At 71.5% G+C, this 15,086-nt stretch carries 11 protein-coding genes and 1 pseudogene; 5 read left to right on the top strand and 7 right to left on the bottom strand.

Annotated elements, in window-relative coordinates:
* Nucleotides 1-11 precede the first annotated feature (11 nt).
* Nucleotides 12-962 (bottom strand): NmrA/HSCARG family protein, encoded by a 951-nt coding sequence (locus tag AB0D59_RS08840; protein WP_362562551.1) that lies wholly within the window; start codon nt 960-962, stop codon nt 12-14.
* A gap of 132 nt (nt 963-1,094) precedes the next feature.
* Nucleotides 1,095-1,562: a MarR family transcriptional regulator gene (locus AB0D59_RS08835; protein WP_362562548.1), complete on the bottom strand. Its 468-nt coding sequence runs from the start codon at nt 1,560-1,562 to the stop codon at nt 1,095-1,097.
* A 380-nt stretch (nt 1,563-1,942) separates the two neighbouring features.
* Between AB0D59_RS08835 and AB0D59_RS08830 the strand changes: the two genes are divergently transcribed.
* Both AB0D59_RS08830 and AB0D59_RS08825 read left to right on the top strand, forming a co-directional pair.
* A complete protein-coding gene (locus AB0D59_RS08830; RefSeq protein ID WP_362562545.1) occupies nt 1,943-2,974 on the top strand; it encodes an LLM class flavin-dependent oxidoreductase in 1,032 nt (343 codons plus the stop codon).
* 16 nt (nt 2,975-2,990) lie between these two features.
* Nucleotides 2,991-3,710 (top strand): annotated as a pseudogene (locus tag AB0D59_RS08825) (NADPH-dependent F420 reductase); the annotation flags it as partial.
* 94 nt (nt 3,711-3,804) lie between these two features.
* Here AB0D59_RS08825 and AB0D59_RS08820 read toward each other — a convergent pair.
* Together AB0D59_RS08820 and AB0D59_RS08815 are read right to left on the bottom strand one after the other, a co-directional pair.
* The gene (locus AB0D59_RS08820) at nt 3,805-5,127 is read right to left on the bottom strand and encodes an SGNH/GDSL hydrolase family protein (RefSeq protein WP_362562542.1); all 1,323 of its coding nucleotides are present in this window, start codon (nt 5,125-5,127) and stop codon (nt 3,805-3,807) included.
* 38 nt (nt 5,128-5,165) lie between these two features.
* Nucleotides 5,166-6,431 (bottom strand): PHB depolymerase family esterase, encoded by a 1,266-nt coding sequence (locus tag AB0D59_RS08815; protein WP_362562694.1) that lies wholly within the window; start codon nt 6,429-6,431, stop codon nt 5,166-5,168.
* Between the two features lie 389 nt (nt 6,432-6,820).
* Between AB0D59_RS08815 and AB0D59_RS08810 the strand changes: the two genes are divergently transcribed.
* Nucleotides 6,821-7,615 carry a pectate lyase gene (locus tag AB0D59_RS08810; protein WP_362562540.1) on the top strand — a complete coding sequence of 265 codons (795 nt, stop codon included), beginning with the start codon at nt 6,821-6,823 and terminating at the stop codon, nt 7,613-7,615.
* 286 nt (nt 7,616-7,901) lie between these two features.
* Here AB0D59_RS08810 and AB0D59_RS08805 read toward each other — a convergent pair whose 3' ends face one another.
* A complete protein-coding gene (locus AB0D59_RS08805) occupies nt 7,902-8,645 on the bottom strand; it encodes a PaaX family transcriptional regulator C-terminal domain-containing protein (protein ID WP_362562537.1) in 744 nt (247 codons plus the stop codon).
* Between the two features lie 71 nt (nt 8,646-8,716).
* Between AB0D59_RS08805 and AB0D59_RS08800 the strand changes: the two genes are divergently transcribed.
* Nucleotides 8,717-10,378: an acyl-CoA dehydrogenase family protein gene (locus AB0D59_RS08800; RefSeq protein WP_362562535.1), complete on the top strand. Its 1,662-nt coding sequence runs from the start codon at nt 8,717-8,719 to the stop codon at nt 10,376-10,378.
* Between the two features lie 128 nt (nt 10,379-10,506).
* A complete protein-coding gene (locus tag AB0D59_RS08795) occupies nt 10,507-12,486 on the top strand; it encodes a HEAT repeat domain-containing protein (protein ID WP_362562532.1) in 1,980 nt (659 codons plus the stop codon).
* Nucleotides 12,487-12,690: 204 nt separating this feature from the next.
* Here AB0D59_RS08795 and AB0D59_RS08790 read toward each other — a convergent pair whose 3' ends face one another.
* Together AB0D59_RS08790 and AB0D59_RS08785 are read right to left on the bottom strand one after the other, a co-directional pair.
* Nucleotides 12,691-13,284 (bottom strand): hypothetical protein, encoded by a 594-nt coding sequence (locus tag AB0D59_RS08790; protein WP_362562529.1) that lies wholly within the window; start codon nt 13,282-13,284, stop codon nt 12,691-12,693.
* 280 nt (nt 13,285-13,564) lie between these two features.
* The gene (locus AB0D59_RS08785) at nt 13,565-15,034 is read right to left on the bottom strand and encodes a glycoside hydrolase family 76 protein (RefSeq protein WP_362562526.1); all 1,470 of its coding nucleotides are present in this window, start codon (nt 15,032-15,034) and stop codon (nt 13,565-13,567) included.
* Nucleotides 15,035-15,086: the final 52 nt, after the last annotated feature.

Here is a 15,086-nt window from a genome sequence, read left to right as displayed (position 1 = left end):
GTCGGGCTCGGTCAGCCCAGCTCGATCTTGGAGGCGTTCTCGGCCAGCCAGGCGTCGAAGCTCCTGAGCTCCGGGTTGATCTCGCGCAGCCTGTCCAGGTCCCGGGCTCCGGTGAACTCCCGGTCGAAGTCCCCGTAGTACTGGAACATGTTGGCGATCTCGTCGGCGGCCGGAACGTCGAGGGCGCGGAAGACGTCGTACGGCACGGACTGGAAGCGCACCGGCTCACCGATCACGGCCCCCAGTTTCTCCGCGTACTGCGCACCGGTCAGGTGGTCCCCGGCCAGGCTGACGGTCTTGCCGATGAACTGCTCGCCACCCTTGAGGAGAGCGTGTGCAGTGCGGCCGATGTCCGCCACATCCACCCCGGACAGGAGCTTGCCGTCCTCGAACGGCATGGTCACCGTGAGCACGCCGTCCTCACCGCGCTTGGGGAGGAAGACGTTCAGGAAGCCCTGGAAGAAGAAGGCGGTGTTCAGGAAGGTCACCGGGACGCCGGCCTCCGTGAACAGCCGATTGCCTTCACCCTTGGCGTCGAAGTGCGGCACGTTGTACTCGCCCTGGAGGACCGGCATCCGGTCGTCGTCCAGCGGCAGCAGCTCGCGGGTGTCCTCCAGGGTCGACCAGATCACATGCCGCAGGCCCGCCGCTTCGGCCGCCCGGACCAGGACACCGATCTCCTCCGTCTCCTTCGCCGCCAAGCCGTGCGCCCAGAAGTTCGTGACGAGGAAGGCGCCGTAGGCGCCCTCGAAGGCCTTGTGCACGGTCGGCTCGTCATGGAAGTCCGCCCGGACCACCTCGGCACCGAGCGCTGCGAGCTCCCGGGCGGCGGGCGAGGCGGGGTCCCGGGTGATCGCGCGCACCGCGAACTCCGCATCCTGGTCGGCGAGGATCGCCCGCGCGACACCGCCGCCCTGCGAGCCCGTGGCACCGGTCACGGCGATGATCTTCTGTGCACTCATGACATCAGTCCCTCTCCGAGAGGAAAGCATCTGGTTGATGCGTCAACGATCCGATTCTAGTCGAGGTACGGGTTGACGCATCAACTACATCGACGGGATTCGGCCACCTTCACTCGACGGCGGGACGCTCGATCAGGTCGGGTCCTCGTCCAGCTTCTCCACCACCCGGTCGGAGAGCTGAGCCAGCATCCGCAACTCCGCCGGCGTGACATGGTCGAGGAACAGTTCGCGCACCGCGTCCACATGCCGCGGCGCGGCCGCCTCGATCGCCGCGCGCCCCTCCTCCGTGATCACCACAAAGGCGCCGCGGCCGTCCTCGGCGCACTCGTCCCGAACCACCAGGCCGCGCTTCACCATGCGGGCGATGTGATGGGACATCCGGCTCTTCTCCCATTCCAGCGCCCGGGCGAGGTCCAGGATCCTCCGTCGCCCGTCCGGCGTGTCCGTCAGCTCGACCAGCACTCCGAAGTCCGCGGCCGACACATTCGACTCCGTCTGCATCAGGCGCGACAACTGGCCCCGCAGCCTGTCGTTCAGCCGGAGGAAGCTCCGCCACGCGTGCTGCTCGTCCGCCGTCAACCAACGCGTCCTCTCGCCCATGAGGCCGAGTGTAGGCGTGGTTGACATTTCATCGAAACCTTGCCCCGACGAGCTCGTCCCACGACTGACACCTCACATATGGTTGATTGGTCATCCAAATCGGGCAGGCATCGTCGCACTGCAAGCGGCATGGCGGGTTCCCACGCGCGGTGACGACGGTGTTCGGCAGGGCGGGGGCAGGAAGACGGCCGCCCGGGGGCAGCCCCCGACAGCCGTGCTTCCCCAGGCCAGGTGTCCACGTTGCTCACGGGGAAGCAACGCCCGCACACTTTGGTTGTCGTATCAACTACTATGCCATACGGACAGTCGGCGGGACATGCCGTGCGCCGTGCCACCGGCACGACACCCGCTGAACCGACCACTCACGAAGGAGTCCACTCATGTCTGATCTCGTCTTCGGCCTGGACACGTTCGGCGACGTGCCGGAAGACGACTCCGGGAAGCCGGTCTCCGACGCCCGCGCCATCCGGCAGGTCCTCGACGAGGCCGTACTCGCCGAGGAGACCGGCGTCGACGTCATCGCCCTCGGGGAACACCACCGCCCGGAGTTCGCGATCTCGACCCCGGAGACCGTCCTCGCCGGCATCGCGACCCGCACCAACCGCATCCGTCTGTCCTCCGGAGTGACCGTGCTGAGCTCCGACGACCCGGTCCGGGTGTTCCAGCGGTTCGCGACCGTGGACGCCCTCTCGAACGGCCGGGCCGAGGTCATCCTGGGCCGCGGCTCCTTCACCGAGTCGTTCCCGCTCTTCGGCTACGACCTCGCCGACTACGACGTGCTGTTCGAGGAGAAGATCGAGCTCTTCGCCAAGCTGCTGGAGGAGAAGCCGGTCACCTGGGGCGGCACCAAGCGGGCACCGCGCAAGGACGCCGACGTCTTCCCCAAGACCGAGTCCGGGCACCTGAGCACCTGGGTCGGTGTCGGAGGTTCGCCCCAGTCGGTCGTCCGCACCGCCCGCTACGGTTTCCCGCTGATGATCGCCATCATCGGCGGCGCCCCGGAACGCTTCGCGCCGTACATCGACCTCTACCAGCGCGCCACCGAGCAGTTCGGCACGACCGCTCACCCAGTCGGCATGCACTCGCCCGGCTTCATCGCCGACACGGACGAGGAGGCCAAAGAAGCGCACTGGCGGCACTACAAGGTCATCCGGGACCGTATCGGCAAACAGCGGGGCTGGCCGCCGGTCCGCAAGGAGGAGTACGAGGCCGAGATCGAGCGCGGCTCCCTCTACATCGGTTCGCCGGAGACGGTCGCCCGCAAGATGGCCCGCGCGATCGAAGCGCTCGGTGTCGGCCGTTTCGACCTCATCTACACCAACGGCGCGCAATCGATCAGCGCTCGCCTGCGCGCCGTCGAGTTGTACGGCACCAAGGTCATCCCCATGGTCCGCGACCTCCTCGCGGGCTGACACCAGGAACGGAGAAGAGATGTCCGCCACCGCCGTCCGCACCGTCGGCATCCTGGGTGCGGGAAAGGTCGGCACCGTGCTGGCCCGCCTGGCCCTGGCCGCCGGTTACCGCGTGTTCGTCGCGGGATCGGGCGACCCCGCCAAAATCGCCCTCACCGTCGAAGTCCTCACCCCCGGCGCGGTCCCGGTGACCGCGGCCGAGGCCGCGGCACAGGCGGATGTCGTCATCCTGGCCCTTCCGCTCGGCAAGTACCGCGGTGTGCCCGCCGACGCCCTGCGCGGCAAACTCGTCATCGACGCGATGAACTACTGGTGGGAGGTCGACGGCAGCCGCGAGGACCTCACCGACCCGCTCACCTCGTCGAGCGAGATCGTGCAGTTGTATCTGCCCGAAGCACGCGTGGTGAAGGCGTTCAACCACATGGGCTACCACGACCTGGAGGACGGGGCCCTGCCCGAGGGAACCCCGGGTCGCAAGGCGATCGCGATCGCCGGCGACGATCCGGACGGCCTCGCCACCGTGGCCGGCCTCGTCGACGCGTTCGGATTCACCCCCGTCATCGCAGGCCCGCTCGCCGAAGGAGTACGACTCGAACCGGGCACCGAGCCCTTCGGCGCCGACGTCGGCGCCGAAGAACTGCGCGCGATGCTCGACCGCTTCTCGGAGTCGGAGCGAGGACGGGCCGTGATCAGCGCGCGGACCGCGGCTTCGGCACGGGCTGAGGACGCGGCCTGACCACCGGCCGCGGTGACGAGGAGAGCACTGGTCGTCGGGGCTGGGCGGGCCCTGGTGGCGCGCCTCGGCAGCGGTGCCGGACGCCCGTGAATCGTCAGCCGCGGAGGAACAGTGCCGCCGGCACCGCCTCCGCCAGGACTCCGTACCCGGTCGGGTCGAGGTGCAGCCAGTCCCCCACCTGGAGATCGGCCCGCAGACGGCTCGGATCGGCCGGGTCCCGTACGACCCGGTCGAAGTCGATCACCGCGTCGAAGTGGCCGCGTCCGCGGATCCAGGCGTTGACCCGCTGCCGGGCCGCCTCGCGCACGCCCGCTCCGTCGTCGTACGCGTTGCCGCCGAAGGGCAGCAGGGTGGCGCCGTAGACCCGGATGCCCTGGGCGTGGGCGCGGACGACGATCTGCCGGTAGGCGGCGATCAGATCGTCGGCCACGGCGCGCTGTGCGTCCGGGGTGGCGGCGGCGGTGCCGATGTCGTTGACGCCCTCGAAGAGGATCAGCCAGGAGACTCCGCTGCGCGAGGACACGTCCCGGTCGAGGCGGGCCAGGACATTGAGGCCGAGACCGTCGTTGAGCACACGGTTGCCGCCGGCCGCCTGGTTGAGGACCGCGATGTCCGAGGTGGCGGAGCGGGCCTGGAGGCGGTCGAAGAACTGGTCGGGCCAGCGGTCGTTGGCGTTGGTCGTCGACCCCCGGCCGTCGGTGAGCGAGTCACCGAGCACCGCCACCGCCCGGGTCGCGGCCGGCGCCGCCACCTCGACGTCGCTCAGCAGATACCAGTGGTCGGCCGAGGCGGCGCCGCTCAGGTCCGTGTCCCGGGTGTGGTCGCCGTTGACGAGGTACGACGTGGTGCGCGAACCCGGGTGCGAGGTGAGCGCCAGATCGGGCTGGCCCTGCGCGGTGTAGGCGGTGACGGAGAGGTTGGATCCGGAGGCCAGCTCGAAGTCGACGGGATCGGATACGACCTGGGCGCCGACGGGGACGACGGTCGCGGTACGGCCCGAGAACGTCACCGGGTGGAGGCTGCCGGGCACGATCGCGCTGACCCCCGCCCGGCCGTCCCGCGGCAGCGCCACGGTCACCGAGGTGAGGGGGAGCCGGGTGTCGCCGTAGGCGTTGGAGAAGCGCAGCCGCAGCCGATGGCCACCGGTGGTGACGCGGACGGTCTGGCGCAGAGTGGTGTCGGCCAGCACCGACCTCTCCCCCGTGAACGGCGCGGGTGGCAGGTTGCCGGCCTCGGTGAGCTGGGGCATTCCGGTCCAGGTGTTCACCCAGTGGCTGCCCCGGTCCGTGTGCGCGGTGACCTGCCGGGGGCTGCGGACCAGCGCGGTGACGGCCGTGGCGGTCACGACCAGGGCGAGGGCGAGGACGCAGGCGCTGAGGAGCGTGGCGAGCGGCGTTCTGCCGGGCTGCGGCTTCACGGGGGCCTTCCTGACGAGGGGCGGCTGCGAGGCCGTCGTCAACTGACCGTGCAGGTGGTGCCGTTGAGGGTGTACGCGGTGGGAGCCGCGCTGTTGCCGGTGTGACCGGCCTGGTAGCCGATGCTCACGCTCGCGTTCGGCGCGATCGTGGCGTTGTACGACACGTTGGTCGCCGTCACCGCCCCGGACGCGGGGCTGTAGGTGGCGTTCCAGCCGTTGGTGATGGTCTGGCCGGTGGGGAGGGTGAAACCGAGCTGCCAGCCGTTGGCCGTCGTCGTACCGGTGTTGGTGAGGGTCACGGAGGCGGTGAGGCCGGTGTTCCAGGCGTTGGTGGTGACCGTCACCCGGCAGGCTCCGGCGGGCGGTTGGGGTGCGGTGCCGCCGCTGTCGAGTCCGAAGAAGGTGAGGGCGCGGGCGGCCATGCCGTAGGCGTAGAGGTTGTGGCCGACGCCCTGGAGGCTGATCGCCTCGACGGGGGCCTGGTCACCGGTGGCGCCGTAGCGGGTGCGGGTCCAGCCGCCGGCGGGACTGTCCGTGGCCGCCGGCGTCTGGCTCACGCCCAGGACGTTGGTCCACTGTTTGATCTCCTCGCCGAAGTTCGCGTAGGAGAGGGTGGTGTCCTCGGTGCCGTGCCAGAGCTGCATCCGTGGCCGGGGTCCGGTGTAGCCGGGGTACGCGGCGCGCACCAGGTCGCCCCATTCCTGCGGGGTGTGGCTGATGGTGCCGCCGGAGCAGGCGCTGTTCCACTCGGAGCCGTCGGTGGTCGCGAAGCAGGCGAACGGGACGCCGGAGAAGGCGGCGCCCGCCGCGAACACGTCCGGATAGTCTCCGAGCAGGATGTTGGTCATCATCGCGCCGGAGGAGATGCCGGTGGCGAAGACCTTGCCGGTGTCGGCGGCGTAGTGGGCGCTCACCCAGTCGACCATCGACCTGATGCCGACGGGATCGCTGCCGCCGCCGTGCTTCAGGGCCTGGGGCGAGGAGACGTCGAAGCACTTGCTGGCGCGGGTCACCGACGGGTACACGACGACGAAGCCGTAACTCTCGGCGAGTGAGGCCCATTCGGTCCCGGAGTACATGGCGGAGGCGGAACCGCCGCACCAGTGCACGGCGACCACGACGGCCGGGTACGCGGTCACGCTGTTCGGCACGTACACGTACATCTGCAGGTTGCTGGGGTTCTCGCCGAAGCCGGTGACCTCGGTGAGGGTGGCCGTGGGGACGGCGGCGGTGCGGGCCGAGGCGGCGGGCGCGAGGGCGGCCGTCAGCGCGAGCAGCGGCAGCACCAGCAGTGCGCTCAGCAGGGCGAGGAGGGCCGGACGCGGCCTGGTGCGCGGTGCGTCGAGGGTGGCGCCGGGGGTGGGGGGCACGTCGTTGTCCCTTTCTGATCGCGGCTCGGTGCGGCGTCGTGCGGGGATCCCCCGGCATCGTGGCATGGACATGGCCGCCATGGAAGCGCTCCCACGCGACTATGGGAGTCGAGGGCCGGTCAGGAACGGATATCGCGCGAAGCGTTGACTAGAAAGCGCTTGCATCCTACGTTCCGTTCAGCACCGTGACCATCGAGCCCGCGAGCGGGTTCATTCGGGCAGGTGTCTGTATTTGTAGTTCTGCCGGATGGACATCATTCATGTATACGTCCACCCGCCGAACCCCCAGGAAGACCCCCCACTCGACAGAAGGCATACGGGACATGACTTCACGAGCACGAACCAGTGCACGGGCACTGGCGGGCGGGCTGGCCGCTTTCGGACTCTCGCTTGGCATGATCATGACCGACGGAGCCCGAGCGAACGCGGCCACCTGGCCCACCGCGAGCGGCAGCCAGGCCGTCACCGCGACCATCAAGCTGTCGGGCACGAAGGACTACGGGATGCTGCGCCTGTACGGCAGCGGCGACCTGGGCAGCGGCGGCCAGAGCGAGGACCAGGACCCGATCCTCGACCTGGCGGCCGGCACGGTCCTGAAGAACGTCATCATCGGCGCGCCCGCCGCGGACGGTATCCACTGCGAGGGCGGTTGCACCCTGCAGAACGTGTGGTGGGAGGACGTCGGCGAGGACGCGGCGACCTTCCGCGGCTCCTCCTCGTCCAACGTCTACACCGTCTCCGGCGGCGGCGCGAAGGAGGCCAGCGACAAGGTCTTCCAGTTCAACGGTGCCGGGACGCTCAACGTGTCGGGCTTCGCCGTGCAGAACTTCGGCAAGCTGGTCCGCTCGTGCGGCAACTGCTCCACACAGTACAAGCGCACGATCAACCTCAACACCATCGAGGCGACGTACACGGGCAGCGCGCTCGTCGGGATCAACACCAACTACGGCGACAGCGCGACCCTGAAGAACATCACGATCGTCGGGGACAGCGGCAAGAAGATCGTGCCGTGCCAGAAGTACATCGGCAACAACACGGGCGCGGAGCCGCCCACGAACGGAAGCGGGCCGGACGGGACGTACTGCAGGTACGCGAGTTCGGACATCACCTACAAGTGAGCCCGAGCGGTGGGGTCGTCGCCCATTACCGGGCGGCGGCTCCACCGCACAGGGTTCGTGCCTGCTCCGGGGCGGAGACCCTCGCCGGCGCGCGGGCCGAACGAGGGGACCTGGAGAGGGACCGAGAGCGCCGATGTCCCGGGCGTCATCACACATCTGGACAACGCCGTGGAGCAGGCCGCCGCCCGGCAGAAGTCGGGGTGAGCCCCGGCGGGGCACACAGACGGGTCGGCCCCGCGCACCGGATCGACCCGACACGCTGCGCGCCCTGCCGGACGAAGAACCGTCAGCCGGCCGGCTCCCCCAGTTCCGCCCGGTAGGCCGCGTAGGCGGTGCGCAGTTCGTCGCCCGGCCAGTCGGCGGGCAGGAGTTCCGGCGGCAGGACCGGGTCGGTCAGCAGGTGGCGTACGGCCGCCGCGAAGAGCGTGAAGCGGTCGGGTGGGCGGGGGGATTCGGCCGCGTGGGCCAGCAGGGCGCGGGCGGTGGTGGCCCAGGTGGTCAACGGCCAGAGGTGGGCGGCCAGTTCGGGGGCGGGACGGGACGGGCGGGCCGTGCAGGGCTCGGCGATCTCCAGCACGTCGTCGGGGACGGGTCTGGCGAGGTTCGCCGGGCGGAGCCAGACGCCCTCGCGGAGTTCGGCCAGGCGCAGGGAGGTCAGGCGGGTGCGCAGGTCCGCGCGTTGGGCGGGGCCGCGGCCCGTGGTCGTGATGATCAGCATCTCCCAGTCGCCGTGCCACGCGCGCGTGCGGGGCCGTACCGCCTCGTCCTGGCGGCGCTGGCGGGCCAGGAGCCGGTCGCTGAGGCCGTAGACGGCGTCGTCGGTGCGGCGCAGGTCGCCGGCCGCCGTCATCCGGCTGAGCGCGGCCCGGAGCGCGGAGCCGCCGACCCCGAACGGCTCCACGAGGCGGATCAGGTCCTTCACCGGCAGCTGCGGCGGATGCGTGCCCAGCAACACGCTCAGCACGACCGACCGGGCGGACAGCGGCCGCAGGTCGACGTCGGCGGGCTCGGCGGACACGTTCATGCGCATGGTCACGTACTGTACGTGCGGCTTGGTATTGCAACATTGCTACAGCCGCACGAAGAGTGCAACATGAGGGTATGGACTCGACCGCCACGCTTTTGCAGCCGCAGTACGCCACTCACGACGTCACCAATCAAGCGCCGCCGCTCGCCCCGTACGACGCCTCCGACGACCCGGCCCTCCTCGAGGGGCTGCGCCGGGAGGGCGCCGAGTGGGCCGAGGAGGGGATCCTGCGGCTCGGAGCGCGGGCCGGGAGCGTGGAGGCGCAGGAGTGGGGCGAGCTGGCCAACCGGCACGAGCCGGAGCTGCGCAGCCACGACCGGTACGGCAACCGGATCGACGAGGTCGACTTCCACCCCAGCTGGCACCACCTGATGCGGACGGCGGTGGCCGAGGGGCTGGCGGGGGCGGCCTGGGCGGACGACCGGCCCGGCGCCCATGTCGCGCGGACGGCCGGCGGGCTGGTGTGGGGGCACACCGAATCCGGCCACGGCTGCCCCACCTCGATGACCTATGCGGCCGTCCCGGCGCTGCGCGCCACCCCGGAGCTGGCCAAGGTGTACGAACCGCTGCTGACCAGCCGGGAGTACGACCCGGAGCTGCGCGTGCCGACCGAGAAGCCGGGGCTGCTCGCCGGGATGGGGATGACCGAGAAGCAGGGCGGTTCGGACGTACGGACCAACACCACGGCGGCCACGCCCACCGCCGAGCCGGGCGTCTACACCCTGCGCGGGCACAAGTGGTTCACGTCGGCGCCGATGTGCGACGTCTTCCTGGTGCTGGCGCAGGCACCGGGCGGCCTTTCGTGCTTCCTCGTGCCGCGCGTGCTGCCGGACGGCAGCCGTAACGCGTTTCGCATCCAGCGGCTCAAGGACAAGCTCGGCAACCGGTCGAACGCGTCCTCCGAGCCGGAGTTCGACGGAACGGTGGCCTGGCTCGTCGGGGCCGAGGGGCGGGGTGTGAAGACCATCATCGAGATGGTCAACTGCACCCGGCTGGACTGTGTGATGAACTCGGCGACCCTGATGCGCAAGACGCTCGTGGAGGCCGGTCACCATGTGCGCCACCGCAGCGCGTTCGGCGCGCGGCTCGTCGACCAGCCGCTGATGCGCAACGTTCTGGCCGACCTGGCGCTGGAGTCGGAGGCCGCGACCACGCTCACGCTGCGGCTGGCCGGAGCCGCCGACCGCGCGGTGCGCGGGGACGAACAGGAGCGGGCCTTCCGGCGGATCGCGACCGCCGTCGGCAAGTACTGGGTCACCAAGCGCGGCCCGGCCTTCACGGCCGAGGCCCTGGAGTGCCTGGGCGGCAACGGCTACGTCGAGGACTCCGGTATGCCCCGCCACTACCGCGAGGCGCCTCTGCTGTCGATCTGGGAGGGCTCCGGCAACGTCAACGCGCTCGACGTACTGCGGGCGCTCGCCCGTGAACCCGGCGCCGCCGAGGCCCTGTTCGGGGAATTCGCCCACGCGCGCGGGGCGGACGCCCGGCTGGACGCCACCGTGACCCGCCTGAAGACCGAATGGGCGGAAACCGATCAGGTGGGTGCCCGTAGGCTGGTCGAGCGGATGGCGCTCGCCCTCCAGGCCTCCCTGCTGGTCCGGTACGCCCCGACCGCCGTCGCGGACGCCTTCTGCGCGACCCGGCTCGGCGGCGACTGGGGGCACGCGTTCGGCACGCTGCCCGCCGGGGCCGGGCTCGACGCGATCCTGGAACGGGCGCTGCCTGGCGGGAACTGATCCCTCCACGGGGCGTCGTCGGCCGGTGACCGTCGACGGTTCGCACACAGTCGTCGTCCGATTCCGCATTGTTGTCAGTGTCGTGGTGCAGACTCCTGATCAGGTGGTACTCGCCCGGGGAGGACAACGTGTTCACGGGGATCGACAAGGTCGACTGGACCTCGCTGCGGCACGCGTACGGCAGCGCGGAGGACGTGCCCGGTCTGCTGCGCGGACTGGCCTCGGCGGACGCGGCCGAACGGGAGGTCGCGCTCGACGGGATGTACGGCTCGGTGCACCACCAGGGGAACGTGTACGACTCGACGCTCGCCTGCGTCCCGTTCCTCTTCGCGCTCGCTTCCCGCGCGGAGGTACCGGACCGGGGCGCCATAGTCGAACTGCTGGTCAGCATCGGGGCGGAGAGCGCCGGTCCGCCCGCCCAGGCCGCGGTGCGCGCGGGTGCCGAGGCCTTCGTGCCGCTGGCCGACGACCCGTGCCCCGGGGTGCGGCGGGCGGCCACGGGGGCGCTGGTGCGTTTCCTCGACGAACCCGCGCGGGTGCTGGAGCTGCTGCGCCGGCGGCTCACGGTGGAGCGCGACGAGCAGGTGCTGCCGACCCTGGCCGCGGCCCTCGGCCTGTTCGTACGGCGCCATCCCGCCGACGCGGCCGGGGCGGTGGAGCTGCTGGCCGCGCAGAGCGGACCGCCGCACTCCCCGGGGATGCGGCTCGCCGCACTCGGTCAGCTGGCCCTCGGCGCGCCGGAGCGGCTGCCCGCCGACCTGGTGCCGGCGGCGGTCCGGTTGCTCCGGGAGCGGTCCGAGCGGCGCGCCATGGGTCCCGACCGGGTGGCCCCGGACACGCTCGTCGGCCGGATACGGCGGCTGCGGCCGTCGGACGAGGAGGGCGCGTATCTGCTGCGCACCCTCCACCGCGCGCTGGACGACCGGGTGGCCGACCGGATCGCCCTGCTCGTGGGCCAGTTGAGCAGTCCGGACGCGATGGACCGGTGCAACGCGGTGCGGATGTCGGCCGGGCTGTTCCGGGAGTGGCGGGCGGACTTCAGCGCGCCCGTCTCGCTGATCGGCGCCCAACTGGGGCAGCTGGAGGACCAGTTGCGCGACGCGGCCGTCTCGGTGCTCGCGGAGCTGTTCGGACTGGCCGCACCCGCCGCCGAGGAGATGCACGCGCTGGTGACCGCGCGGCCCGACCTGTGGGTGCACACCTGGGAGCGCGGCAGACCCTCGCTGGGCGGCCCGCTCAAGGGGCTGGCCAGAAGCGGTGACCCGCGCGCGGTCCAGCCCCTGGGGCAGTTGCTGGCGGGCCCGGTGATGCCCGCCGGCCTGGGCTTCGAGGTGGTCCATCTGGGCCCGGCTGCGGCTCCGCTCGCCCCCGCGCTGCGGCACCGGCTCGGCCAGGTCCCGCTGGACTCCCCCGGGGCCGCCGAGCTGGCCGCTCCGCTGCTGGCGGCGCTCACCGCCCTGAAGGACCCGGCGGCGGTGCCGGAGGTGCTGCGGCTGCTGCGCGGCGCACCGGACGGGCTCGGGGCGCGGGAGGCCCTCGTCGGGCAGGCGGTGCGGGCGCTCGACGCCCTGGGTACGGCGGCACGGGCGGCGGCGCCGGTCCTGCGCGGGCTCCTCGACACCCGGCACGCGGCGCCGGCGGCGGGGGCCCTGTGGGCGGCGGAGGGCGACGTGGATGCCGTACTCCCCACGCTGCTGAGGGAGTTGACGCACGGTCGCGGCCGCAGTGCCCGGACGGCGGCCGAGCGGCTGGGGCGGCTCGGGCCCGCCGCCCGGGACGCGCTGCCCGGGCTCCGCGCACTGGCCGGATCCGGCCGGGTGTGGGAACGGACCGCGGCGGCGCAGGCGTGCTGGCGGATCGACGGGGATCCGGATCCCGTGCTGCCGGTGCTGCGGGCCGCCTGGTCGGAGAATCCGTACGCCCGCGGCGCGATCGCCGAGTGCCTGGCCGCGATGGGCCCGGCGGCCGCACCGCTGCGCGACCTGCTCACGGCCGAACTCGCCACCGCCCGGCGGCACACGGCACGGCCGGGCGGGTACGGCAGCCACGACATCGCCCAGGACGAGCGGCTGCTCGCCAACTGCCGGAGGGCGCTGGCGAGTCAGTGACCTCGGGAAGCCGTGGTGCTGCGACCGGAGAGGTTCACCGGCTCGCGACGCCCGGCACGGCACTCCCCCGGCCTTCGGCCGGGAGGTGCCCCCACGCCGCGTTGTATCAGCACCCGAGGACATCCAGTACGCGGGCGATGCTCCGCCCTGCGATGCACCGCACCGGACGCCGCGAGCCTCCGGCAGACCTTTCCGGTCACAGCACTAGCCGGTCGTCCGGCCCCACTGCGGCCCGAGCCGCGACCACTCCGCGTCCCAGCGGTCCATACGGCGCCGCTCCAGCCGGCCGCGCACCACGAGCCCGGCGACGAAGGGGACGGCGGCGGTGCTCAGCCCGACCAGACCGCCGATCAGCGCGGAGCGGAAGTGGGCCTCGGACGCGGTGGCGGGTCGGGTGACGAGATGCCCCTGGGGGTCCGTCCAGACGGTGACCGGAGCGCCTGCCCTGCTGCCGGCCGCGACCCGGGCCTGGCCGGTGTGCGCGGAGCCGTCGGCGACGGTCCAGCCCACCCTCGCCCAGACCCGTTCGCGGCCGGCGGACTCGGACTTCGGCCCCGACTCTCCTGGGGCCTTGTCCATGACATGGGCCACGACCGGGTGCCATTCGGCGCGCTCGCGGGCCAGACCGTCCTCGACCGACCGGCCCGCCGCGAGCCCGCCGAGCACCCCGGCCAGCAAGGTGAACAGCCAGGCGCCGAGCAGCACCCAGGCCTCCACCGTGTCGGCGCGACGCTTCAGCGGGTTGCGCCGCCAGCGCCACAACCAGACCTTCGGACCACGGAACGCCTTCAAAGGCATCCTCCTCACGCGCGCACGGACAGCCCGGACCGCCCTCCCATACGGGAGAGGCCGCCCCGTTGCTCACGGCGAACCTCCAAGTCGACGGTCGCACGACTGACCCCGCTCGCGCAGGCGTCTTCCGGAACGAGTCCCGTCACCCTGTTCGACCGGGCCGACACCACCGCTCCGACCTGCGCACACGAACGGTCCACAGGCCGCTGTCAGTGGTGGGTTGCAGACTGGTCGATATCCGAGGGACGGCTGCACGGTCGCCGACCCGGATAACGTTGTCGGCCGGTCACGACGCGGCGTTGAGCAGGTCGAGGGCGCTCTGCTGACGGGCGGCGTCCACCTGGTCGAGCGGGCCGTACCAGCGCAGCCCGTACTGGTCGAGGGCGTTGCGGTCGCTCCCGTGGGCGCGGTCCGCCTGGCGTTTGAGGTAGGCGGTGTACGGGTGGTCCGGGAGCACGGAGTTGAGCTTGGCGAGGCCGCGGACGTGGGCGCCCTTGAAGGAAGGGCCGTCGCCTCCGCAGTCGCCGCTCTCGCACGGATCGCGCAGGATGCCGTCGGAGGTGTGGAGCGGGGAGGTCGTGGTGGCGGCGTCGGCGATCTGCCGTGCGCTGGTGAGCAGTCCGCCGTCGCCGGTGGCCTGGTACAGCTCGGCCAGGGCGCCGAGGAGGACGCCCTGGTTGTACGACCAGACGGCCTGGCCGTTGTTGCCGCAGGTGGACAGGTCGATGCCGTCGTTGACCAGGTGCGAGCCGTTGATCATGCCGCTGCCCTGGAACCAGGTCCAGCCGGCCCGGGCCCGGCCGAGGTACGTCGTGTCGCCCGGGACGCGGTTGTGCAGGGCGGCGTTGAGCTGGATGTAGAGGGAGTTGGCGATCGCGTTCTTGTAGGTCTTCGCCGTGCTCCACCACACTCCGCCGCCGCAGGTGCCGTCCCAGTAGGCGGCCATGTGGTCGGCGTCCGCGCGGGCGGTGTTCAGATAGCGGCTGTCGCCGGTCAGGTCGTACGCGGCCACCCAGGCCAGGCCCCACCAGCCGGTGTCATCGATGTAGTCGTTGCGAAACTGCCCGCCCTGCGCGTTGATGTTCAGGTCGTAGGTGCGGGCGACGGCGTACCGGTAACTGTCCATGCCCGTCACGCGGATGTTGTCGATGACCGCGGTCAGGGCGTTCGCGGAGTTCCACCAGCCGGTGGTGTCGAACAGGCCGGTTCCGTAGTCGTAGAAGGTCATCAGGCCGGTGGCCGCCGCGGTACGCGGCTCGCCCGCGTTCCAGGTGGTGCGGGCCCAGGGAGTGCAGGCGATCTCGGCACGGTCCCCGGCCTTGCCGCAGGCGCGCAGGGCGCCGACGCCGAGGTTGTTCCAGTCGTCGACGTTGTACATGAGGGTGCGCCAGCCGCGCCGGCCCGTGGGCACGCTGGTGTCGCCGAGTCTGCTGCCCGAACTCCAGGTGCGGCCGCCGTCGAAGGAGCGGTCGAGCCACACCTCGTCGCCCGGGCTGCCGTTGTCGATGGACGCCCAGCCCATGGCGTCGGCGTCGTCGAAGTGCAGGACGACGGACCGTGAGTAGATGCTCGCCGTGACCGGTGTGCGGTCGCCCGGGGAGAGGGCGGGGTCACGGGTGTCGCAGTACTTGTTGCAGATGTTGACGGCGGCGGACGCCGGGGGTGCGAGGGGGACGAGGACGGCGAGCAGTGCCGGGGCGAGTGCGGCCGCGGCTCGGGGAAGACGGCGGCTACTTGGTCTCTGTTGGGGGGTCATGGGACCTGCCTGCTCTGGCGATGGATGTGAGAGCGCTCTCAGAAGGTAGGAA

The organism is Streptomyces sp. NPDC048417 (assembly GCF_040651615.1).
In the GTDB taxonomy this organism is placed as follows: Bacteria; Actinomycetota; Actinomycetes; order Streptomycetales; family Streptomycetaceae; genus Streptomyces.
The sequence above is the reverse complement of the archived record's forward strand: the minus strand, read 5'-3'. Positions and strand labels throughout refer to the sequence as shown.

Coding starts and splice junctions, on each gene's coding strand:
- AB0D59_RS08790 (WP_362562529.1), bottom strand. CDS start 13,284: ATGCCTTTGAAGGCGTTCCGTGGTCCGAAGGTCTGGTTGTGGCGCTGG.
- AB0D59_RS08800 (WP_362562535.1), top strand. CDS start 8,717: ATGGACTCGACCGCCACGCTTTTGCAGCCGCAGTACGCCACTCACGAC.
- AB0D59_RS08810 (WP_362562540.1), top strand. CDS start 6,821: ATGACTTCACGAGCACGAACCAGTGCACGGGCACTGGCGGGCGGGCTG.
- AB0D59_RS08840 (WP_362562551.1), bottom strand. CDS start 962: ATGAGTGCACAGAAGATCATCGCCGTGACCGGTGCCACGGGCTCGCAG.
- AB0D59_RS08835 (WP_362562548.1), bottom strand. CDS start 1,562: ATGGGCGAGAGGACGCGTTGGTTGACGGCGGACGAGCAGCACGCGTGG.
- AB0D59_RS08805 (WP_362562537.1), bottom strand. CDS start 8,645: ATGCGCATGAACGTGTCCGCCGAGCCCGCCGACGTCGACCTGCGGCCG.
- AB0D59_RS08785 (WP_362562526.1), bottom strand. CDS start 15,034: ATGACCCCCCAACAGAGACCAAGTAGCCGCCGTCTTCCCCGAGCCGCG.
- AB0D59_RS08830 (WP_362562545.1), top strand. CDS start 1,943: ATGTCTGATCTCGTCTTCGGCCTGGACACGTTCGGCGACGTGCCGGAA.